Origin of the sequence: Kitasatospora sp. NPDC008050, assembly GCF_042957465.1 — a bacterium.
In the GTDB taxonomy this organism is placed as follows: domain Bacteria; phylum Actinomycetota; class Actinomycetes; order Streptomycetales; family Streptomycetaceae; genus Kitasatospora.
Genome location: NZ_JBIBIJ010000002.1, coordinates 561,245 through 578,115 on the forward strand (window position 1 = coordinate 561,245; position 16,871 = coordinate 578,115).

The window sequence follows — 16,871 nt, forward strand, 5'->3', positions numbered from 1 at the left end:
GCACCATGCCTGACACCGAACAGCCGCCGCGGCCCGTGCTGGCCAGAGCGGGGGTGGACCGGGCCGCCCAGCACCGCCTGGACGAGCCGTGGCTGGCGGCCGCCTGGAGCCACCCCAGCACCAAGGTGCTGCCGATCGCCGGCGGCGAGGCCTTCGTGGTGGACACCGAGACCGGCACCGAGCTGGTCCTGCTGCCCTCCTTCGAGGCGCCGCAGACCGGTGACCGCTACTTCCTGGGCACCGACGCGGACGGCGTGTCCTACTTCGCGCTGGCCGGCGAGACGCTGCCCGGGCGGCTGGACGGCGACGCGCGCCCGGCCGGGCTGCGCGAGGTCGGTGCCACGCTCTCGGACCGCGACGCCGGGCTGCTGGTGCACGCGGTGGCCCTGGAGCACTGGCACCGGCTGCACAGCTTCTGCTCGCGCTGCGGGCACCCGACCGAGAAGGCCGGCGCGGGCCACCTGCGCCGCTGCACCTCGTGCGCGGCCGAGCACTACCCGCGGACCGACCCGGCGGTGATCATGGTGATCACCGACGAGCAGGACCGCTGTCTGCTGGGCCGCCAGGCGCTCTGGCCGGAGGGCCGCTGGTCGACGCTGGCCGGCTTCGTCGAGCCGGGTGAGTCGATCGAGCAGGCGGTGGCCCGCGAGGTGCTGGAGGAGGCCGGGGTGCGGGTCGGCGAGGTCAGCTACGTGGCCAGCCAGCCGTGGCCCTTCCCGGCCAGCCTGATGCTGGGCTTCGTGGGCCGGGCCGAGCCGGGCGGCACCGCGATCACGGTGGACGGCGAGGAACTGGCCGAGGCGCGCTGGTTCTCCCGGGAGGAGCTGCGGGCCGGCATGGAGTCGGGCGAGATCCTGCCGCCGTCGGGGATCTCGATCGCCCGGCACCTGATCGAGCGCTGGTACGGCGGGCCGATGCCGAGCGCCGCGCGCTGGTAGCGGGTGGGGGCGCGGCTTCGGCGGCGTCCCCGCACGGGAGCGGAAATAGCGCGGGGGGCGTGCGGGAAATAACCCACGCCCCCCGTTGTCGTGCTACGCGCTCGGCCGCTCAAATGTCCCGGAAGATTTGGTATCTGGGCAGGTCAGGTGCCCTGTGGTGGGCCTTTGATCAATTTCCCCAGGGACAATCATGGCCAATTATGGCCGGTTTAGCTGAAATGCCGCGTCCGGAATCGCTACATTCCCAGGGTGACCATCTCCAGTGGAAGCGTTCCGTCCCCCAAATACCAGCGACTGGCCGCCGACCTGCGCCGCCGGATCGCGGCCGGAGAGTGGCGCGGCGACACCGCTCTGCCGGTGGAGTCCGAACTGGAGCAGCAGTACGGCGTGGCCCGCAACACCGTCCGCCTGGCGGTCGACGTGCTGGTCAACGAGGGGCGGCTGGTGCGGCTGCAAGGCAAGGGCACCTTCCTGCGCGAGCATCCGGTGCTGGACCACTGGGCCTTCGGGCCACCGTTGACCGCCTCGTCGGCGGACGCGGTGGCGCAGTCGGCGTCGGGTTCGGCGCCGTCGGGTTCAGGGCTGTCGGGTTCAGGGCTGTCGGGTCCGGCGACGCCCGGTCCGGCGTCCTCGGGCTTGGCCCCATCGGGTCTGGCGGCGGCGGGCCCGCCGCCGGGCGGCCTCGGTACGGGCACGGCGGGTGCGGGCCCGGTGCGGCCGGGGGGCACCGGGGATCCGCTGCTGCCCGCGCAGCGCAACGGGCTGGCGACGCCGAGCGCCGTCTACACGGTCGAGGCGGACGCGGCCGGCCGGTCGCTGACGGCCGAGTTCGAGATGCTGATCGTGCGCGCGCGGGTGGACATCGCCGAGCGGCTGGGGCTGCGGCCCGGTGAGGCTGTGGTGGTCCGCCGCCAGCTGCGGCTGATGGACCGGGAGCCCTACTCGATCGAGGAGAGCCACTACCGGGCCGGGGTGGCGGCCGGGACCGCGCTGATGGAGCCGGATCCGGTGCCGGGTGGGGACGAGGCGGTGCTGGCGGCGCTCGGGCGCAGCGAGATCGGGGCGGTGGACCAACTGGTCTCGCGGATGCCCGGACCCGAGGAGGCGCAGTGGTTCCAGGGCGGCCCCGGGGTGCCGCTGCTGGTGCAGACCCGGGTCACCTACGACCGGCGCGGCCCGGTCCGGGTGATCGAGACCCGCTACTCGGCGGACCGCTGCCGACTGGTCTACGGGCTCGGCGAGCTGGCGGCCCGGCCGGGAGGCTGACCCGGCCTGGGCCGCCGGTGTCCTGACACCGAACCGACGTCAGGCGGCGAGCGCCTTCTGGACGTCGCGCAGGCTCGGGTTGGTCATCACCTTCTGCTCGCCGCTGGGACCGACCACCAGGACGGTCGGCACCGTCTGGTTGCCGTCGTTGACCGACTCGACGAAGGACGCGGAGGTCGGGTCGTTCTCGATGTTGATCTCGGTGTAGCCGATGCCCTCGCGGTCCAGCTGGCTCTTCAGCCGCTGGCAGTAGCCGCACCAGGTCGTGCTGTACATCGTCACGCTGCCGGACATCGAGAGGGCTCCTTCGTCATCGGGTGGGGGTCGCCGTCGGCGGGGTTCACTGTCGGCGGGGCTCACTGTCGGCGGGGTTCGCTGTCGGTGTGATCTCGCGGTGCACAACGTACGTGACGGCACTCCCATTCCTGGCCTGTCGGCGGACTGATGGTCGTACCGGGCCTGTGGACAGCGCGCGGCGGGTTGTCGGTGAATCCTGCCAGGATGTCCGAACCGGGCCGATGTGCCCGAACCCGGGCTACTCCGTCCGGCGGGCTGAGAGGATGGAGCCCATGCAGGAAGAGCTGTTGATCGGTAACCACGGCGACCACGACGGTGGATACGGCGGTGGGTACGGCGCACGCCCCGCCGACCCGGACGCCGTGCTGGCCGGGCTCGACCCGGAGCAGCGCTCGGTCGCCACCGCCCTGCACGGGCCCGTCTGCGTGCTCGCGGGTGCCGGTACGGGCAAGACCAGAGCGATCACCCACCGGATCGCCTACGGGGTGCGCAGCGGTGTCTTCCAGCCCCAGCAGGTGCTGGCCGTCACCTTCACCGCCCGGGCGGCCGGCGAGATGCGCGGCCGGCTGCGCCAGCTCGGCGCCGACGGGGTGCAGGCCCGGACCTTCCACGCGGCCGCGCTGCGCCAGCTCCAGTACTTCTGGCCGCGCGCGGTCGGCGGTGAGGTGCCGCGGCTGCTGGAGCGCAAGGTCCAGCTGGTCGCCGAGGCCGCCGGGCGCAGCGGCCTGCGGGTGCAGCGCACCGAGCTGCGCGACCTGACCGGCGAGATCGAGTGGGCCAAGGTCACCCAGATCGTGCCCGACGACTACCCGGTCGCGGTGGTCAAGTCCGGCCGCGAGGCGCCGCGCGACCCCGCCGAGATCGCCCGGGTCTACGCGACCTACGAGCAGACCAAGCGGGACCGCAACGTCATCGACTTCGAGGACGTGCTGCTGCTCACCGCCGCGATCCTGGAGGACCGCCCGGAGATCGCCGAGCGGGTGCGCGCCCAGTACCGCCACTTCACGGTCGACGAGTACCAGGACGTCTCGCCGCTCCAGCAGCGCCTGCTCGACCAGTGGACCGGCGGCGGGGCGGGCGCCAGCCTGTGCGTGGTCGGCGACGCCAGCCAGACCATCTACTCGTTCACCGGCGCCACCCCCGACTACCTGTTGAACTTCCGGATCAAGCACCCCGACGCCACCGTGGTGAAGCTGATCCGTGACTACCGCTCCACCCCGCAGGTGGTGCACCTGGCCAACGGCCTGCTCGCCCAGGCCCGCGGCGAGGCCGCCCGGCACCGTCTGGAGCTGGTCTCGCAGCGCCCGGCCGGCCCCGAGCCGGTCTACGTCGAGTACGCGGACGAGCCCACCGAGGCCGAGAGCACCGCGCACCGGATCAAGGAGCTCCTCGCCCAGGGCGTGCGGGCCAGCGAGATCGCGGTGCTGTTCCGGACCAACGGCCAGTCCGAGGTCTACGAGCAGGCGCTGGCCGATCTCGGCCTGTCCTACCAGCTCAAGGGCGCCGAGCGGTTCTTCGAGCGGCCCGAGGTGCGCGAGGCGGGGCTGCTGCTGCGCGGGGCCGCCCGGGCCGGCAGCGATCCGCTGACCGCCGACGCGCCCGACCTCGCCGCTCAGGTCCGCGCCGTGCTGGCCACCCGTGGCTTCACCGCGACGCCGCCGGCCGGCTCCGGCGCGGTGCGTGAGCGGTGGGAGTCGCTGGCCGCGCTGGTCCGCCTCGCCGAGGAGTTCGAGGCGGCCCGGCAGGCGGCCGGCGAGCCGGGCGACCTCGCCGCCTACGTCGCCGAGCTGGACGCGCGGGCCGCGGCCCAGCACGCCCCGGCGGTGGAGGGGGTCACGCTCGCCTCGCTGCACGCCGCCAAGGGCCTGGAGTGGGACGCCGTCTTCCTGGTCGGCCTGACCGAGGGCACGCTGCCGATCATCTACGCCAAGACCGACGAGCAGGTCGAGGAGGAGCGCCGGCTGCTCTACGTCGGGGTGACCCGGGCGCGCGAGCACCTCTCGCTCTCCTGGGCGCTGTCGCGCTCGCCGGGCGGGCGGGCCAGCCGCAAGCCGAGCCGCTTCCTGGACGGCCTGCGGCCCGGCTCCACGGCGGGCGCGGCCCGCGGGGCCGGTCGCGGGGGCGCGGACGGCGGTGCGGAGCGCTCGGCCGGGCGGCGGGCGCCACGAGGGCCGGTCAAGTGCCGGGTCTGCGGGCGCACCCTGACCGAGGCGGTGGAGCGCAAGCTGCGCCGCTGCGAGGACTGCCCCTCCCAGATGGACGAGGGCCTGTACGAGCGGCTGCGGGAGTGGCGCTCCCAGCGGGCCAAGGAGCAGGCCGTGCCGGCCTACGTCATCTTCACCGACGCGACCCTGATGGCGATCGCCGAGGACGCGCCCTCGACCACCGGCGAACTGAGCCTGATCTCGGGCGTCGGCGCCATGAAGCTGGACAAATACGGTGCCGCCGTGCTGTCGTTGTGCGCGGGGGAAGACCCCGGGCAGGCGTCCGCCGAGGCGGAGGATCTCCCGGGTGAAACCGCTGGCGACCTCGCCGCGGACGACGCGGAGCAGGCTCCGCAGGAGCTGTCGGGGGAGCCGTCCGAGCCCTCCGTGGACCAGTCCTGAAACTCGCCGGAAAAATAGTTTGCGCGCCGTGCATGAAGCGCAATAGCCTGCCGGAGCGGTCAAGGGGACGCGACCGCGAAGCCGATCGGGATCACTCCTGAACCGGCTTTCCCCTGCGCATGAACGTATGACCTGCTTCACCCCCTGCTTCACCGCAGGGTTGCTGGACCCAACCAAACATCCGAACACCGGAGCCCGGGGAACTGGGCACCGCGAGACGCCGAGAGGAGGCGAGAACGACGTGAAGACCCAGCTGATGAACAAAGTGACTGGCCAGACCGCTGTTGCCGCTTCCCTGCGTCCCTCCGTCCTCGGTGCTTGCACCGGCGGAGTCTCGCTGTCCGGTGTCCGCGGCGGTCTGGGTCTCGCTGCCACCTCTGTCGAGGCTGCCGATGCCGCCGGTGCCGTGCGCACCAGTGTGCCCACCGGCGGAATCGCGGGAACGGCTGTCGAGACCGGTCTGTCCCACGGTTGGGCCAAGGTCGCCGTCGGCTCCTCGCTCGCAATGCGCGATGAGCGACCGACCAAGGCACCGAAGGCAGCAGAAGCGGCAGCCAAGCAGGGCGCCTATCTGCAGGTCGTCGGTGCCGCCCCGAAGCAGGACGAGCAGCTGATCAACCAGGCCAAGGCCGCCTTTATCGGCGCAGAGGCCGTCCGGAGCCGGGCCTTCCGCGGGCCTGAACCCTGGAGAGAGCGAACCTGAGGAACCCTCAGGTCGGCACCTTTCCAGGGCCGCGGAACCCGTTCACCGGGATCCGCGGCCCTCTTGTTTTGTCCGGTACGACAGACCACCAGGCCCCCAGGGGCCTCCGGTCCAGCCCCCACCAGTCAGCTGGCCCGGAACCAGAACTCAGACGAGGAAGACGCCAACAGTGTCCACGGTCATCACACCGCCCCTCCCGTCCGTACCGCCGACAACGCCGACCCAGGCCGCGCCCGCTCCATTCCCTCCTCCGGAAGGCTCTCTCATGCAGATCACCGCGCTCGACGACGCCGAGGCTCTTGGCGCCCCCATCCCGTGTCGTGCCTTCGACCCGGAGGTCTTCTTCGCCGAGACCCCCGCTGACGTCGAGTACGCGAAGAGCCTCTGCGGCACCTGCCCGGTCAAGGAGGCCTGCCTGGCCGGCGCCCTCGACCGCCGCGAGCCGTGGGGCGTCTGGGGCGGCGAGCTGTTCGTCCAGGGTGTCGTGGTTGCCCGCAAGCGGCCGCGTGGTCGCCCGCGCAAGACCGAGGTCATGGCGTGAACCCGGCGCACCGAGCAGCCAGAGTCCCCCGGGAATGCCCCCCGGCGGACGGCGCACTGCGCCATTCCGTACGCATCGCCCTTGCCCAGGCTGATGCCGCGGTCCAGACCCCCTACCCGACGACGCACCACGAGCAGGACACCGACATGGCGATCACCGCAGGGCCCAGCGCCCGCGCCGAGCAGACCACTGAACTTCTGATCCAGAACAGGACCCTTGAGATGCATCTCATGCACGAAAACCTGGCCCGAACCCATATGCAAGAACGCCTCCAGGAGGCGGAGGACCAACGCATGGTCCTGCGCGCCGTCCGGGCCTCCCGGCTGCGGCGCAAGGCGGAGCGTGCCTCGCTGCGCGCCCGCAAGGTGCTCGCCACGGCGGTGCTCTGACCCTCGTGCTCTGGCCCTCTCGGCCGCACCTGGAGCGAATCCCCTGATGTGACGGTGCCCGGCTCCCGCGAATCGCGGGAGCCGGGCACCGTCATGTGCGTCGAGCCTGCGGCTACCGGCCGGACGACTCCTCGGCGAAGCCGGGCAGCGAGGCGAGCATCTCGGCGCGGAACGGCGCCTGGGCGCCGAGCTGACAGAGCACGCCGATGGTGCTCAGCGTGACCCGGTGGATCAGCAGGTAGTCAGGGGGCAGGTTGAGCTGCTTTCCGAGGTTGTAGGCGGGGGAGCGCGGGTCGGCGATCCGGGCGGCCTGGGCACGCATCCAGGCCCGGGTGAAGTGGAAGTCGTCCACCGCGGCCGGCTCGATGATCGGCCGCAGGTAGTCGAGCACCGCGTCCGGGTCGAGCTGGATGGTGGGCTTCACGAAGCCCTCGGCCCGCAGCATCTCCAGCACGCCCTCGGCGTCGCCCGCCAGCGCCATCCGCAGCGCGTTCCCGATCGGCGCGGGCAGCCCGCCGGGCAGCCGGTCGACCGTGCCGAAGTCGAGCACCCCGAGCCGCCAGCCGGCCACCGGGCCGTCGTCCTTCAGCAGGCGGAAGTTGCCGGGGTGCGGGTCGGCGTGCAGCAGGCCGGTGCGGGCGGGGCCGGCGAACAGGAAGCGCGCCAGCAGGTGGCCGGCACGGTCGCGCTCGGCCTTGGTGCCGCCGTTGATCACCTCGGCCAGCGGTGTGCCGTCGAGCCACTCGCTGACCAGCACCTGGTCCGCCTGGGCGACCACGGCCGGCACCACGATGTCCGGATCCCCGGCGAACTCCTCGGCGTGCACCCGCTGGGCCTGTGCCTCCAGGGCGTAGTCCAGCTCCTCGGTGACCCGGTCGCGCAGCTCGTTGATCAGCGGCTTGATGTCCAGGCCCGGGATCAGCGGCCCGAGCAGCCAGGCCACCCGGCTGAGTTGGCCAAGGTCGGAGAGCAACGCCTCACCGGCGCCCGGGTACTGGACCTTGACGGCGACCTGCCGCCCGTCCTGCCAGACGGCGCGATGCACCTGGCCGATCGAGGCCGCAGCGGCCGGACGGTCGTCGAAGCTGCGGAAGTTGGCCCGCCAGTCCCGGCCGAGCCGCTGGGCCAGCGCCGTGTGCACGCTGGCGGCCGGCATCGGCGGCGCGGCGTCCTGAAGCTTCGTCAGCGCCGCCCGGTAGGGGCCGGCCACCTCCTCGGGCAGCGCGGCCTCGAAGACCGAGAGCACCTGCCCGAACTTCATCGCGCCGCCCTTCAGCTCGCCGAGGACCTTGAAGAGCTGATCCGCGGTGGCCTGCTGGAGCTCGGCGGTGACAACCTCGGCCGATCGCCCGCCGATTCGCTTGCCCAGACCGAGCGTGGCGCGCCCAGCTATCCCCAACGGCAGGGCGGCGAGCCTTGCGGTGCGGGTCACAGCCTTGCGCGGAAGATCGCTCACCGGGGCCTCCGAATCGAACGTGTGCCGGCAGTCACCGCGGCTGCGGCGGCTGGGGGACGGCGGTCACTAGGCCATTGTGCCCGCTCGGGTGGTGGACCCGGCCAGGGCCTGGGCAGTGGCTTCGGACCGGTTCGGCGCCGCGTCGGCCCAGGGCCGGCAGCGGTGTCAGCGACAGGTCAGCGCCAGAAGCAGCCGCACTCGGTGTGCGGTGGCAGCCGCAGTCGGCGGACCATGCCGTCGAGGGCGGAGACCTCGCACCAGCCGTCCACGCTCGGCGGCCGCCCGCCGTCGAGCAGCAGCAGCGCGTGCAGCCCGGCCAGACCGGCCACCGCCGTGGCCACCGCGCCGTCACAGGCGGGCGCGCGCGCCTTGGCCGGGCCCTCGGCGGTGAGTTGGGCGAGCAGCCGGGGCCAGGCCGCGTCCTGGTCGGTGCGGGTCATCGCCAGGCAGCGGCCGCAGGCCGAGGCACCGGGGACGACCAGCGGCCCGACCACACCCAGGTGTTCGAGCACGCCGACATACAGGTGCGGGATGCCGGTCCGCATCAGGGCGTGGGCCTCGGCGGGGTCACCGGCGAGGGCGCCGCTGCCGTCCCGCGGCGCGAGCACCACCAGATCGGGCGGCCGGTCGGTGGCGGGGGAGAGCGTGCCTGACGTGCCTGATGCGCCGGGCGTGGCGACAGCTGCGGCAGGGGCCGCCCCGCCCGGCAGACCGGCCGCCCGCCGCACCGCCTCCCGGGCGGCCGCGGCCCGCGGCCGGCCGACCTCCTGGGCCGGGATGCCGCCGGGGGCGCAGTCCCCGGGCAGCACCCGGCCCTGGTCCGCCACCTCCACCACCCCGACCCCGCCGGCCGCGAGCACCGCCGCCACCGCCGCACCGACCCGGCCCGCGCCCCGCACCTGGACGCGCAGCCCCGACCGGCGGGCCAGCGCCGCGGCCCCCGCGCCCGGCTCGGGATGCAGCAGCGAGAGCGAGGCGAGGTCGGGACCGAGCAGCTCCCGCCGGGCCGGCGGCAGCTCGGCCAGCGCCTGCTCGACGGCGAGCGCGTCGTCCAGCAGGCCGGTCTCGGTCAGTGAGCGCAGCGCCTGGGCGACGTAGGACGGGGCCAGGCCCAGGCCCTCGGCGGCCGCCGCCACGGCCGGCTCGTCCCGCACGCCGTCGAGCAGGCCGAGAAAGGCGCAGAACCGTTCGTCGGCCTGGTCCACCACATGGGCCCGCTCGGGGGCGGTGCCGAACTGCAGGGTCTCCCGGTCGCGCCAGGCCTTCGACAGCGCGGGCTTGAGCATGGGACGCATGGCGGTCTCCCTCCCGACGGACGCGTGATGGCTGATGGGAATCAGCCGATTGCGCTGGGTGATGACAGCCTGCCGCACCTGCGGGAATTGGCCAAGTCGGTTATCCACAGCCTGGGGAGAAGATCCGATCGGCAGTCAATTCGCTCATTTCAATCACGATCCGCGCACGATCACTGCTGAAAACAAATCGGCCGGGGCAGCGGACTTCTGTCGGTAGCAGCGGGTAACGTCGTGTGCCATGGCAGCCGAACGGGACTCCCAGCCCTCGGCGTCGCCTCGGCGTGCCCGTCCAGCGGCCGGGTCGGGAGTCGCGACGCCCGGTACACGCGGGCGGCCAGGCGCGGCCCATCCGGGCCCTGGGCCGGAGGCCGCCCCGAACAGCCCGCACGGACCGGTCGAGGTCCGCCGCAGCACCCGCCGCAGCCGCACCGTCTCCGCCTACCGCGAGGGTGATCGCACGATCGTGCTGATCCCGGCGCGGATGTCCACGGCCGAGGAACACCGCTGGGTGGCCCAGATGCTGGACCGGCTGGCCGCCCAGGAGAGCCGCCGGGCCCTGGGGGACGACGCGCTGGCCGAGCGGGCGGGCCGGCTCTCCGCCGCCTACCTCGACGGCCGGGCCCGGCCCGACCAGGTCCGCTGGGTCACCAACCAGAACTCCCGCTGGGGCTCCTGCACCCCGAGCGAGCGCACCATCCGCCTCTCGCACCGCCTGCAGGGCATGCCGGAGTACGTGCTGGACTACGTGCTGCTGCACGAACTCGCGCACCTGCTGGTGCCGGACCACGGCCCGCGCTTCTGGGCGCTGCTGGAGGCCTACCCGCGCACCGAGCGGGCCCGCGGCTACCTGGAGGGCGTGGCCTCGGCCGCCCGCCTGCCGCACATCCCGGGCGCCCGGGCACCCGGGGTGCCCGGGGTGCCCGAGGAGGCGCCCGATCCGGGCGAGGTCTGCGGCTGAGCGGCTGAGGTCGGGCCGGTCCGGGCCGTCGGGGCCCGTCCGGACCCCTCAGGCCGTCAGCTCGCGCGCCCGGTCCACCAGCCGCCGCACCGAGACGTCGGTCAGCTCCGGCAGCTCGTCATAGGCGAACCAGCGCAGGTCGAGCGACTCCTCGCTGATCAGCTCCCGCGCGCCCGCCGGGGCCACCGCCACGTACTGCACGTCCAGGTGGGTGTTCTCCGGCTGGTCCTTGCCGGCGCAGCGCACCCGGTGGCGGTCCAGCTTGACCGGCGAGGGGTGCCCGTCCGCGCCGCTGAGCAGCCGCAGGCCGGTGATCCCGGACTCCTCGGTGGCCTCGCGCAGTGCCGCCGCCGCGAGCGTCTCGTCGCCCGGCTCGCAGTGGCCGCCCATCTGGAGCCAGAGCCCGACCTTCGGGTGCAGGGTCAGCAGCACCCGCCCGGCCGCCGGATCGACCACGGCGGCGCTGGCCGTGAGGTGCGCGGGCCGGCAGGACCGCCACAGGCCGTCCTGGTGCTCCGCAAGGTGGGCCAGGTAGTCGCCGCGCAGCTGCTCCTGGTCGGCCTCGGCGGCCGTCCAGGAGGTCAGCGCGCGGACGGCATCGGCGTGCATCATGCGGTCGGGTCGTCCTTCGGCTTGTCGTCCTGCTGCCCGTCGTCCTGCTGCCCGTCGTCCTTCGGCTTGTCGGCGTCCGGGCCGGAGGGGGCGGGGCCGGAGGGGGCGGGGCCGGAGGGGGCCTGGCTCTCGCCCGCCGCCTCGCCGAGCAGCTTGGTGATCGCGTCGAAGTCCAGACCGCCCTCGATCTGCTCCCCGTTGCCGCGGTGCACGAAGCCGTCCGGGTCGTCCAGGTCGGCCGCGGTCGGCAGCATGTCGGGGTGCTCCCAGAGCCCGTCGCGACCCTCGATGCCGCGCGCATCGGCCAGCGAGGCCCACAGGCGCGAGGCGTCCCGCAGCCGGCGCGGGCGCAGTTCGAGGCCGACCAGGGTGGCGAAGGTCTGTTCGGCGGGGCCACCGGTGGCCCGGCGGCGGCGCAGCGTCTCGCGCAGCGCGCCGGCCTGCGGCAGGTGCGGCTCGGCGGCCGCGTGGACCACCGCGTCGACCCAGCCCTCGACCAGTGCCAGCGCCGTCTCCAGCCGGGCCAGCGCGGCCTTCTGCTCGGGAGTGTCCTCGGGCTGCAGCAGACCGCCGGAGAGCGCCTCCTGCATCGCCTCGGGGTTCTCCAGGTCGAGCTGGCCCATCAGCTCCTCCATCCGGGAGGTGTCGACCTTGATGCCCCGGGCGTAGGCCTCCACGGCGCCGAACAGGTGCGCCCGCAGCCACGGCACGTGGGCGAAGAGCCGCTGGTGGGCGGCCTCGCGCAGGGCCAGGTAGAGCCGCACCTCCTCGGCCGGCACGCTCAGGCCCTCACCGAACTCGGCGATGTTCTGCGGCAGCAGCGCGGCCTTGCCGGCCGGTGCCAGCGGCAGGCCGATGTCGGTCGAGCCGAGCACCTCGGCGGCCAGCGCGCCCAGCGCCTGTCCGATCTGGGTGCCGAACATGGCGCCGCCCATCGAGCGCATCACGCCCATCAGCGGCCCGGCCATGGCCTGCATCTCCTCGGGCAGCACGCCGCCCATGGCGTTGCCGACCCGCTCGGCCACCGGATCGACCAGCTCCTGCCAGACCGGCAGGGTGGCCTCGATCCACTCGGCCCGGCTCCAGGCCGCCGCGCTCGCGGAGGAGGACGGGAACTCGGTGACCGAATCCAGCCAAAGTTCGGCCAGCCGCACCGCCTCGGCCACCGCCGAGTGCTCGGCGGTGCTCACCGAGCGGTCCTTCTGCTTGCCCTCGGCCGGCTCGGCGACCACGGTCTGGCGCGCGATGTCCTTGGCGAGCTGCCAGTTCACCGGTCCGCCCTCGAACGAGAGCATCTGGCCGAGCTGCTGGAAGGCGGCACCCAGATCGTTCGGGTTGAGGCCGCCCATCATCGCGGCGAACGGGTTGTCGCCCGCGCCGCCCTGCCCGCCGGCCCCGCCCATGCCGAACATCGCGCCGAGCGGGTTGGCACCGAAGCCGAACGGCGAAGGCTGCTCGCCGGAGTTCCCGGGCTTTCCGGAATCCGCCTGGTCATCCTGCTTGCCGCCCTGGTCCTTGCCCTCGTCGGGCTCCTCGGGCGGGACACCGAATCCGAAGGGGAGGTCGCTCACTGGGTCCTCGATCTGGTCGGCCGTCACGCGCTGGTCGGTGTGGCGGGAAAGCAAGTGGGGGGTGGCGAGTCAAGGGCCAGGGTGGGCTCGCCGGTGCCGGGTGCACCGCCAGGCCCTCTCCTCGGGCAGGATGGACCGTACGTGACACTCGTACGTACGCACATAAGCTAACCGTGGAGGATGGCCGGTGAGTTCCCCGCCTTCGGACGTTCGCTCTGGGCTGACCGGAGGCGATCAGGACCAGGCGGACCCTTGGTCCGCCTCCCCAGCCTACGGCGGACGACCGCTGACCGTGGCCGTCACCGGCGCCGCCGGTGTCCTGGGCGAGCTGGTCACCGCCCGGCTGGTGCGATCGCCGGGGGTGCGCAAGGTGCTCGCGATCGACGACCGGCGCGGCGAGGCCGCCGGCGTGCAGTGGCGGGTGCTGGACATCAGGGACCCGGCGGTGGCCGAGCGGCTGCGCGGGGTGGACGTGGTGGTGCACCTCGCGATGGACCTGAACATGGAGTCGGACCCGCGGGCGCGCAGCGCCTACAACGTCCGGGGCGCGCAGACGGTGCTCACCGCCGCCGCGGCCGCCGGCGTGCACCGGGTGGTGCTCTGCACCTCGGCGATGGTCTACGGCGCGCTGGCGGACAACGAGGTGCCGCTGGCCGAGGACGGCGAGCTGCGGGCCACCGAGGAGGCCAGCCTGGTCGGCGACCTGCTGGAGATCGAGCGGCTGGCCCGGCGAGCCCCGCGTGCCCACCCCGGGCTGCAGGTCACCGTGCTGCGGCCGGCCGTGGTGGTGGGCCCCGGCGTGGACACCGTGCTGACCAGGCACTTCGAGGCGCCCCGGCTGCTGGTGGTGGCCGGCTCGCGGCCGTGCTGGCAGTTCTGCCATGTGGACGACCTGGCCTGCGCGCTGGAGTACGCGGTGCTCGGCCTGGTCGAGGGGGAGGTGACGGTCGGCTGTGACGGCTGGCTGGAGCAGGAGGAGGTCGAGGAGCTCTCCGGGATCCGCCGGATGGAGCTGCCCGCCGCGCTGGCGCTCGGCACCGCGGCCCGGCTGCACCGGCTCGGCCTGACCCCGGCCCCGGCCGGGGACCTCGCGTACACGATGTACCCCTGGGTGGTGTCCGGCAGCCGGCTGCACGAGGCGGGCTGGCGGCCGCGGTACAGCAACGAGGAGGTGCTGGCCGAGCTGCTCGGCCAGGTGGCCGGCAAGCACGCGGTGGCCGGGCGCCGGCTGGGCGGCAAGGAGGCCGCCACCAGCCTGGGCGCGGCGGGCGCGACGGTCGCCCTGGTGGGGACGGCGGCGCTGGTCCGCCGGGCTCGCAAGCGGCGGCGGATCTGAGGCCGGGCCCCACACCGGGGCACGGGGGCCGGGGTACCGCGGCGGGCGGCCGGGGTGCGGGCCGTCTTGGACGACCCGACAATTGCCGCCGCCCGCCGGGCATGACCGATCATGGGGGCATGTCCGAGATTCACGACCCCATCCGTCTGCTGGCCGTCCGGGAGACCCCGCTCTCGCTGGACGAGGTGTACGCGGCCGTCGGCGACGACGCCGCCGGCGGCACCGCGATCTTCGTCGGGACGGTCCGCGACCACGACGGGGGCAAGTCGGTGGCCGCGCTGGAGTACAGCTGCCACCCGAGCGCCGAGCAGGAGATGCGGCGGATCGCGGAGAAGGTGGTCGCCGACTACCCGGTCCGGGCGCTGGCCGCCGTGCACCGGGTCGGCCGGCTGGCGATCACCGACGCCGCCGTGATCGTGGCGGTCGCCTGCCCGCACCGGGGCGAGGCCTTCGCCGCCGCCCGCAAGCTGATCGACGACCTCAAGCACGAGGTGCCGATCTGGAAGCACCAGGTCTTCACCGACGGCGAGGAGGAGTGGGTCGGCGCCGGCTCCTGCTGACCTGCCCTGCCCTGCCGATCTGCGGACCGGTCCGCCCAGTGATCTGATGCGTGCCGCACGACCTTCCGGGGCGGGAACCCATTCGGCCGTGGAGCAGTCCTACAAATACATCCGGGGAGTGGCGTCCTTGGCCACCCCGTGACGCGGATGGTGCCAAGGCCGTTCTCAGACCGGGCGGTTAATGTGCTGATAGGTACGACGACGGGCTGGGAGTGGCCGAGGCGAGTCCGGCCGGCCACGACGAGCCGGGGCGACGAGTGGGAGGACCGGACATGGGAGCACTGGCCTGGTTGGGTATCCCCGTCGTAGCGGGTGTGATCGCCGCGCTCTGGGCGACCTGGGCGGCCCGGCCGCCGCGCGCCACCGGCGACGGCGCATCCCTCGCCGAGCACCAGCGGTTCCTGGCCGCGATGGAGCGCAGCACCGGTGCGCACCGGGTCCCGGAGGCCGGCTCGGACCGTCCGGCGGCGTAGCGGGGCCACCGGTCCGGGTGCCCGGCCCGGCGGGCGCCGTTCAGTGGTGGTCCCGTACTGTCGTTGCATGCCACGCCGCTCTGCGACGATGCTCGCCGCCACCTTGCTGCTCATAGCGCTGCTCTGCGTCTCCGTGCTGATGCACGTGCCCTACTCGCAGCTGAGCCCCGGCCCGACGTACAACACGCTCGGCGCGCAGGACAAGTCCGGAACCCCGGTGATCAGCATCGCCGGGCACCAGACCTATCCGACCACCGGCCACCTGAACATGACGACGGTCCAGGTCACCGGTGCGGACTACCAGCCCAGCCTGGTCTCGGTGGTGGTCGGCTGGCTGCGCAACGACGTGCTGGTGGTGCCGCACAACACGCTCTACCCGCAGGGTCAGACCGAGCAGCAGTCGGAGCAGCAGAACGCCGAGCAGTTCGCCTCCTCGCAGGACAGCGCCAAGACGGCCGCGCTGACCGAGCTCGGCATCCCGATCGGCAGTGAGGTGAACATCGCCGCCGTGGTCGCCGACACCCCCGCCGACGGCAAGCTGCACGCGGGGGACCGGATCGTCGCGGTCGACGGCACGGCGGTCACCGACGACAAGCAGGTGGCCGATCTGGTCACCAAGCACGCGCCGGGCGAGAACGTGGTCTTCACGGTGGTGCCGCACGACAAGGACAGCATGAACCCGGCGCCGGGCGACGAGAACCAGGTGACCATCACCACGGGCAAGTCCCCGCAGACCGGCAAGGCGATGGTCGGCATCCAGACGCAGATGGGTCACAGCTACCCGTTCAAGATCGACATCGGGCTGCAGGACGTGGGCGGGCCGAGCGCCGGGCTGATGTTCACCCTCGGGATCATCGACAAGCTGACGCCCACCAACCTGACCGGCGGCGCCTTCGTGGCGGGGACCGGGACGATCGACGACAAGGGCAACGTCGGGCCGATCGGCGGCATCTCGATGAAGGTGATCGCGGCCCGGAACGCCGGGGCGAAGTTCTTCTTCACCCCGAGCGACAACTGCGCCGAGGCCGGCAAGAACACCCCGAGCGGGCTGCGGCTGATCAAGGTGAACACCCTGGACGACGCGCTCAAGGCGCTGGGGCAGATCCGGGCGGGGCAGGACTCGGCGCTGGCCTCCTGCTCGGTGTCCTGAGCGGCCGGGGCCTGCGCGACAACGAAACCGCCGCCCGACCCGAGGTCAGCCTCGGGCCGGGCGGCGGTTTGTGTTCGGGCGGTTCGGTTCGGGCTCAGCGGCCGCAGCGCCGGGCCCAGCGACTCAGGCGAAGGTCGCCAGCAGCGCCTTGGTCAGCCCCGGCACCAGGTCGGGACCGGTCAGCACCTCGCGCGCCAGGTCCTTCTCGCGCAGCCGCAGCGCGATCTCGCGCTTGCCGTCGCGCAGCACGGCGGCGGTGATCCGCACCTCCTGGCGGTCGGGGTGGTTGGCCACCCACTCGGACAGCTGCGCCTCGGTGGCGCCGGCCGGGCGGCTCTTCTCGGCACCCGGCGGCAGCATCAGGCGCTCGACCACCAGGGCGCAGCCCGCCACCTCCGGCGGCCAGGCGATGGTGGCCAGGAACTCGTCCAGCACGGTGTTCGGTGCCAGCTCCTCCTGCTCGACCGGCGTCAGGGCGCCCGCCGTCTCGTCTTCCAGCCCGAGCTGCCTGGCCACCGCCGGGTTGGACCGGCGCAGCTTGGCGCTGTCGACCAGGGCGAACAGGCGGGCGGGCTTGTCCCAGCCGAGCCCCGCGACGTACTCGTCGATTTCCAGGGCGGCGCGGGTGAGCGGGGTCGCGGCCGGCGGCAGGCCGTCCGCAGGCGGAGAGGGGATGTTGGTGGCATCGGACATGGACCCATCCTCACACGTCAGCGGCCT

Annotated in this window: 17 protein-coding genes; 11 read left to right on the top strand and 6 right to left on the bottom strand. The window is 73.4% G+C overall.

The features are described 5' to 3' along the window. Positions 1 to 5: 5 nt before the first annotated feature. Together nudC and ACFZB9_RS05970 are read left to right on the top strand one after the other, a co-directional pair. Positions 6 to 938 (top strand): NAD(+) diphosphatase, encoded by a 933-nt coding sequence (nudC, locus tag ACFZB9_RS05965; protein ID WP_391443986.1) that lies wholly within the window; start codon positions 6 to 8, stop codon positions 936 to 938. Positions 939 to 1,187: 249 nt separating this feature from the next. Then, positions 1,188 to 2,204: a GntR family transcriptional regulator gene (locus ACFZB9_RS05970; RefSeq protein ID WP_391443988.1), complete on the top strand. Its 1,017-nt coding sequence runs from the start codon at positions 1,188 to 1,190 to the stop codon at positions 2,202 to 2,204. Between the two features lie 39 nt (positions 2,205 to 2,243). Here ACFZB9_RS05970 and ACFZB9_RS05975 read toward each other — a convergent pair whose 3' ends face one another. Beyond that, positions 2,244 to 2,498, bottom strand: coding sequence for a mycoredoxin (locus ACFZB9_RS05975; RefSeq protein ID WP_391443990.1), 255 nt, complete (start codon positions 2,496 to 2,498; stop codon positions 2,244 to 2,246). Positions 2,499 to 2,863: 365 nt separating this feature from the next. Between ACFZB9_RS05975 and ACFZB9_RS05980 the strand changes: the two genes are divergently transcribed. From ACFZB9_RS05980 to ACFZB9_RS05995, 4 genes are all read left to right on the top strand, one after another. Beyond that, positions 2,864 to 5,107 carry an ATP-dependent DNA helicase UvrD2 gene (locus ACFZB9_RS05980; protein ID WP_391444300.1) on the top strand — a complete coding sequence of 748 codons (2,244 nt, stop codon included), beginning with the start codon at positions 2,864 to 2,866 and terminating at the stop codon, positions 5,105 to 5,107. Between the two features lie 241 nt (positions 5,108 to 5,348). Continuing rightward, positions 5,349 to 5,810, top strand: coding sequence for a hypothetical protein (locus ACFZB9_RS05985; RefSeq protein ID WP_391443991.1), 462 nt, complete (start codon positions 5,349 to 5,351; stop codon positions 5,808 to 5,810). Between the two features lie 181 nt (positions 5,811 to 5,991). After that, the gene (locus ACFZB9_RS05990; RefSeq protein ID WP_391444302.1) at positions 5,992 to 6,351 is read left to right on the top strand and encodes a WhiB family transcriptional regulator; all 360 of its coding nucleotides are present in this window, start codon (positions 5,992 to 5,994) and stop codon (positions 6,349 to 6,351) included. Between the two features lie 146 nt (positions 6,352 to 6,497). Further along, positions 6,498 to 6,740: a hypothetical protein gene (locus ACFZB9_RS05995; RefSeq protein ID WP_391443993.1), complete on the top strand. Its 243-nt coding sequence runs from the start codon at positions 6,498 to 6,500 to the stop codon at positions 6,738 to 6,740. 112 nt (positions 6,741 to 6,852) lie between these two features. Here ACFZB9_RS05995 and ACFZB9_RS06000 read toward each other — a convergent pair whose 3' ends face one another. Both ACFZB9_RS06000 and ACFZB9_RS06005 read right to left on the bottom strand, forming a co-directional pair. Further along, positions 6,853 to 8,196 carry an ABC1 kinase family protein gene (locus ACFZB9_RS06000; protein WP_391443994.1) on the bottom strand — a complete coding sequence of 448 codons (1,344 nt, stop codon included), beginning with the start codon at positions 8,194 to 8,196 and terminating at the stop codon, positions 6,853 to 6,855. Between the two features lie 176 nt (positions 8,197 to 8,372). Then, positions 8,373 to 9,491, bottom strand: a complete 1,119-nt coding sequence (locus ACFZB9_RS06005) for a ThiF family adenylyltransferase (RefSeq protein ID WP_391443996.1) — start codon at positions 9,489 to 9,491, stop codon at positions 8,373 to 8,375. Between the two features lie 238 nt (positions 9,492 to 9,729). Between ACFZB9_RS06005 and ACFZB9_RS06010 the strand changes: the two genes are divergently transcribed. After that, entirely contained in the window at positions 9,730 to 10,449 is a 720-nt protein-coding gene (locus ACFZB9_RS06010; protein WP_391443998.1) for a M48 family metallopeptidase, read from the top strand. 48 nt (positions 10,450 to 10,497) lie between these two features. Here the strand turns inward: ACFZB9_RS06010 and ACFZB9_RS06015 are convergent, their stop codons facing one another. After that, the gene (locus ACFZB9_RS06015; protein WP_391444000.1) at positions 10,498 to 11,061 is read right to left on the bottom strand and encodes an NUDIX hydrolase; all 564 of its coding nucleotides are present in this window, start codon (positions 11,059 to 11,061) and stop codon (positions 10,498 to 10,500) included. Beyond that, positions 11,058 to 12,632: a zinc-dependent metalloprotease gene (locus tag ACFZB9_RS06020; RefSeq protein WP_391444303.1), complete on the bottom strand. Its 1,575-nt coding sequence runs from the start codon at positions 12,630 to 12,632 to the stop codon at positions 11,058 to 11,060. Before ACFZB9_RS06020 ends, ACFZB9_RS06015 begins: the two co-directional genes overlap by 4 nt. 187 nt (positions 12,633 to 12,819) lie before the next feature. Here ACFZB9_RS06020 and ACFZB9_RS06025 point away from each other — a divergent pair, with 187 nt between their 5' ends. From ACFZB9_RS06025 to ACFZB9_RS06040, 4 genes are all read left to right on the top strand, one after another. Further along, the gene (locus tag ACFZB9_RS06025; protein WP_391444002.1) at positions 12,820 to 13,968 is read left to right on the top strand and encodes an NAD-dependent epimerase/dehydratase family protein; all 1,149 of its coding nucleotides are present in this window, start codon (positions 12,820 to 12,822) and stop codon (positions 13,966 to 13,968) included. A 101-nt stretch (positions 13,969 to 14,069) separates the two neighbouring features. After that, positions 14,070 to 14,528: a molybdenum cofactor biosynthesis protein MoaE gene (locus ACFZB9_RS06030; RefSeq protein ID WP_391444003.1), complete on the top strand. Its 459-nt coding sequence runs from the start codon at positions 14,070 to 14,072 to the stop codon at positions 14,526 to 14,528. 272 nt (positions 14,529 to 14,800) lie between these two features. After that, the gene (locus tag ACFZB9_RS06035; protein ID WP_391444005.1) at positions 14,801 to 15,001 is read left to right on the top strand and encodes a hypothetical protein; all 201 of its coding nucleotides are present in this window, start codon (positions 14,801 to 14,803) and stop codon (positions 14,999 to 15,001) included. A gap of 67 nt (positions 15,002 to 15,068) precedes the next feature. Then, a complete protein-coding gene (locus ACFZB9_RS06040; protein WP_391444006.1) occupies positions 15,069 to 16,151 on the top strand; it encodes a PDZ domain-containing protein in 1,083 nt (360 codons plus the stop codon). Positions 16,152 to 16,274: 123 nt separating this feature from the next. On the opposite strand, the gene ACFZB9_RS06045 is transcribed toward ACFZB9_RS06040, so the two are convergent. Continuing rightward, the gene (locus ACFZB9_RS06045; RefSeq protein WP_391444008.1) at positions 16,275 to 16,844 is read right to left on the bottom strand and encodes a PPA1309 family protein; all 570 of its coding nucleotides are present in this window, start codon (positions 16,842 to 16,844) and stop codon (positions 16,275 to 16,277) included. Positions 16,845 to 16,871 lie beyond the last annotated feature (27 nt).

Coding starts and splice junctions, on each gene's coding strand:
- nudC (WP_391443986.1), top strand. CDS start 6: ATGCCTGACACCGAACAGCCGCCGCGGCCCGTGCTGGCCAGAGCGGGG.
- ACFZB9_RS05975 (WP_391443990.1), bottom strand. CDS start 2,498: ATGTCCGGCAGCGTGACGATGTACAGCACGACCTGGTGCGGCTACTGC.
- ACFZB9_RS05995 (WP_391443993.1), top strand. CDS start 6,498: ATGGCGATCACCGCAGGGCCCAGCGCCCGCGCCGAGCAGACCACTGAA.
- ACFZB9_RS06005 (WP_391443996.1), bottom strand. CDS start 9,491: ATGCGTCCCATGCTCAAGCCCGCGCTGTCGAAGGCCTGGCGCGACCGG.
- ACFZB9_RS06010 (WP_391443998.1), top strand. CDS start 9,730: ATGGCAGCCGAACGGGACTCCCAGCCCTCGGCGTCGCCTCGGCGTGCC.
- ACFZB9_RS06015 (WP_391444000.1), bottom strand. CDS start 11,061: ATGATGCACGCCGATGCCGTCCGCGCGCTGACCTCCTGGACGGCCGCC.
- ACFZB9_RS06030 (WP_391444003.1), top strand. CDS start 14,070: ATGACCGATCATGGGGGCATGTCCGAGATTCACGACCCCATCCGTCTG.
- ACFZB9_RS06035 (WP_391444005.1), top strand. CDS start 14,801: ATGGGAGCACTGGCCTGGTTGGGTATCCCCGTCGTAGCGGGTGTGATC.
- ACFZB9_RS06040 (WP_391444006.1), top strand. CDS start 15,069: ATGCCACGCCGCTCTGCGACGATGCTCGCCGCCACCTTGCTGCTCATA.
- ACFZB9_RS06045 (WP_391444008.1), bottom strand. CDS start 16,844: ATGTCCGATGCCACCAACATCCCCTCTCCGCCTGCGGACGGCCTGCCG.